Origin of the sequence: Curtobacterium flaccumfaciens (assembly GCF_051548005.1) — a bacterium.
Classification (GTDB): domain Bacteria; phylum Actinomycetota; class Actinomycetes; order Actinomycetales; family Microbacteriaceae; genus Curtobacterium.
This window is the reverse complement of the sequence record NZ_JBPUGH010000229.1, coordinates 1-3066: the sequence shown is the minus strand read 5'-3', so window position 1 is coordinate 3066 and position 3066 is coordinate 1. Positions and strand designations below refer to the sequence as shown.

The following is a 3066-nucleotide window of genomic DNA, read 5'->3' as shown; positions in this document are numbered from 1 at the left end:
CCAGGTTCTTGACGGTCAGCTGTCTATGGGACGTGCCCTTCAGTCTATCTCCGACGGCTGAGAGCGCCTCTAACTGCGAGGGTCGCTCTTTGTAAGGACCGCAGCCGAAGCGTCCGTCGGTCGGGAGGAGGTCGGACGGGATGACGATGTCTGCCATGGAGCGATCCTACCGGCGCGGTATCCCAGGGCATTCCTTGACCCTTGCAAGTGTTGGTCCTTGGGTGTCACCACGAACAAGTAGGGTGGCTGCACCTGAGACCAGAGAGGCGGACCGTGACCGATCTCGTCGACACCACGGAGATGTACCTGCGCACGATCCTCGACCTCGAGGAAGAAGCGATCATCCCGCTGCGCGCCCGCATCTCCGAGCGCCTCGGCCACTCGGGTCCCACGGTCTCGCAGACCATCGCCCGCATGGAGCGCGACGGCCTCGTCGTCGTGTCCGGCGACCGCCACCTCGAGCTCACGACCGAGGGGCGTTCCCGCGCGACCCACGTCATGCGCAAGCACCGCCTCGCCGAGCGGCTGCTCTCCGACGTCATCGGCCTCGACTGGGCCTTCGTCCACGACGAAGCCTGCCGCTGGGAGCACGTGATGAGCGAGCAGGTCGAGGTCCGGCTGCTCGAGATGCTCGGCATCCCGTCGGAGTCGCAGTACGGCAACCCGTTCCCCGGGTTGGCCGTGATCGGCGGGCCGGACGCCGGCGGGTTCCTCGACGGCGTGCAGAACATCGTCACCGCGACCGAGGGCACCGACGCCGTCGCCACCGGGACGATCCGCCGCCTGGGCGAGCCGGTGCAGTTCGAACCCGAGCTCCTCCACCAGTTGCGGACCGCCGGGGTCATGCCCGGCCGGGTCGCCAGCGTCCAGCGTGCCGGTGCCTACGTGGCGGTCCGGGTCGAGGGAGAAGACTCGGGCATCGAGCTCCCGAGCGAGGTCGCGCAGCACGTGTACATCGAACGCGGCGACGACTGACTCCCACTCGCCTTTACCGTTCCGTTACAAATCGGCCGTTTCGTCTCGACAAGGTAACGGCGGCCACGTACACTCGTGCGAGTCCCCGGGCCGACACCGAACCGGGAACCCGTGGCAGGACGTCTCGAACCCGTCTCCTGCCTCGATCGGAAACGATGACGAACGGATGGGGTTCCACGCCCGGGTCAGACGAGTCCCCAGCTCGCCGCGATGGTCCGGACGTGGTGACGAGGCGCCGGAGATCCCACCCTTGACGCTGAACGGTTCCGCCGCGGACGACCAGACCGCGAACCCGACGAACACCGCCGACGCCCCGACGGCCCTCCCCACCCGACGCACCGCCCGCGCTGCCGCCCCGCAGTCCGTGAAGACCGCGCCGCTCGCCGGTGGGCGCCGTGCCGCGCAGGCCGCCCAGCGTGCCGAGCAGGCGAAGGCCAGCTCGTCGGCCCGCAAGCGCCGTCTCCTCGCGCCCCTCGTCCTGACGGTCGCCGCCGGCATGTTCGGCACGATGGCCGTCCCGGCCGCCTTCGCGTCCACCCAGCAGCCCTCGGACGCCGCTGCCGCCGCCCAGCGCCAGCTCCGCACGACCGGCGAGCAGAACTTCTCCGTCTCCGACGCGGTGGCCCTCGCCGGCACCAGCCGCGACGGCTACGGTGCGACGGCGCAGTCGACGCTCGACGCCGAGGCCGCGCAGCAGGCCGAGGCCAAGGCCGCCGCCGCTGCCGCGAAGCAGGCCGCCGCGACCGAGAAGGCGCGCGCGGCGACCGCCACGCAGTACGCCTCCTACTCCGGCCCGACCGCAGCCGACTACGTCGCGACCTCCACGGCCGCGAACACCCCGTTCTCGCTGCCCGCCGTCGTCGCGACCGCGAAGCAGTACATCGGCACCCCGTACGTGTTCGGCGGCGCGGACCCGTCCGGCTTCGACTGCTCGGGCTACGTCATGTTCGTGTACGCGCAGTACGGCATCAACCTCGCGCACTCCGTGCCGCTGCAGGACCAGGCGGGCACCACGATCCCCGAGTCCGAGGCGCAGCCCGGCGACGTCGTCATCTTCAACAACGAGGCGCACGACGGCTTCTACATGGGCAACGGCATGATCATGGACGCGCCGAAGCCCGGCGGCTCCGTGTCGATCCGTCCGATCTGGACCAGCGACTACCACATCGTCCGCTTCGGGATCTGACCCGGACCCCTCCTCCGGCCGACGCGCACGCGTCGAACCCGTGAACATCGCCGGAACCGGCCCGCACACCCTCGTGCCGGGCCGGTTTCCGACGTATCCTGACGCTGCACCGGCCCTTCGGCTGCGAGCAGGGAGACCTCATGTCAGCGTTCCGCACGACCCGCACCATGGGTCGGCGCGCGCACGTCGACATATGGTCGACCACCGCCTGCGTGCACGAGCACGCCCCGGTCTGACGAGAGCACTGCCCATCCGGGTGGTGCTCTTCGTGGTTCCGGGGCCGTGCGCGCGAGCGACGGTCACCTGCGCGACGCCCTGGTCCGGCGCACCCGCACCGCCTGGAAGCCGTCCAGGCACGTCGGAAGGGAACCCATGCGCACTCTCGTCCTCAACGCCGGTTACGAGCCCCTCGCGGTGATCTCGTTCCGACGGGCCCTCGTGCTGGTCATGAACCAGAAGGCCGCCATCGTCGCCGCTGACCTCGACCACCCGGTCACCGGGTCGACGTCGACGTACGACCGACCATCCGTCATCATCCTCACCCGGTACGTGCGCATCCCGCACTCCAGACTCGTGCCCGTCTCGCGCCGCGGCGTCCTCCGTCGGGACGGGAACCGCTGTGCGTACTGCGACCGGCACGCCACCACGATCGACCACGTCCAGCCGAAGTCCCGCGGCGGCCAGGACTCGTGGGAGAACCTCGTCGCCTGCTGCCTGGCGTGCAACAACACCAAGGGTGACCGCACCCCGCAGGAGATGGGGTGGCGGCTGCGCTTCCGTCCGAGGGTGCCGCACGGTGCCTCGTGGGTGGTGCGCGGCATCGAGCGTCCGCAGGCGGACTGGGACGAGTACCTGGTCGCCGCGTAGCGGCGCCGCTGTCGCGGCCAGGAACGGACTGGAGGCGC

Annotated in this window: 3 protein-coding genes; all 3 read left to right on the top strand. The window is 70.3% G+C overall.

Translation table 11 applies throughout. The annotated features are described in order from the left end of the window. Positions 1-273: 273 nt before the first annotated feature. The 3 genes from ACSW7Y_RS16730 to ACSW7Y_RS16720 all read left to right on the top strand — a co-directional run bounded on the left by ACSW7Y_RS16730 (position 274) and on the right by ACSW7Y_RS16720 (position 3028). Positions 274-975 carry a metal-dependent transcriptional regulator gene (locus tag ACSW7Y_RS16730; RefSeq protein WP_438127358.1) on the top strand — a complete coding sequence of 234 codons (702 nt, stop codon included), beginning with the start codon at positions 274-276 and terminating at the stop codon, positions 973-975. A 250-nt stretch (positions 976-1225) separates the two neighbouring features. Then, positions 1226-2161 carry a C40 family peptidase gene (locus ACSW7Y_RS16725; RefSeq protein WP_438127357.1) on the top strand — a complete coding sequence of 312 codons (936 nt, stop codon included), beginning with the start codon at positions 1226-1228 and terminating at the stop codon, positions 2159-2161. Between the two features lie 372 nt (positions 2162-2533). Then, on the top strand, positions 2534-3028 hold the full coding sequence (locus tag ACSW7Y_RS16720; RefSeq protein WP_438127356.1) for an HNH endonuclease: 495 nt from the start codon (positions 2534-2536) through the stop codon (positions 3026-3028). Positions 3029-3066: the final 38 nt, after the last annotated feature.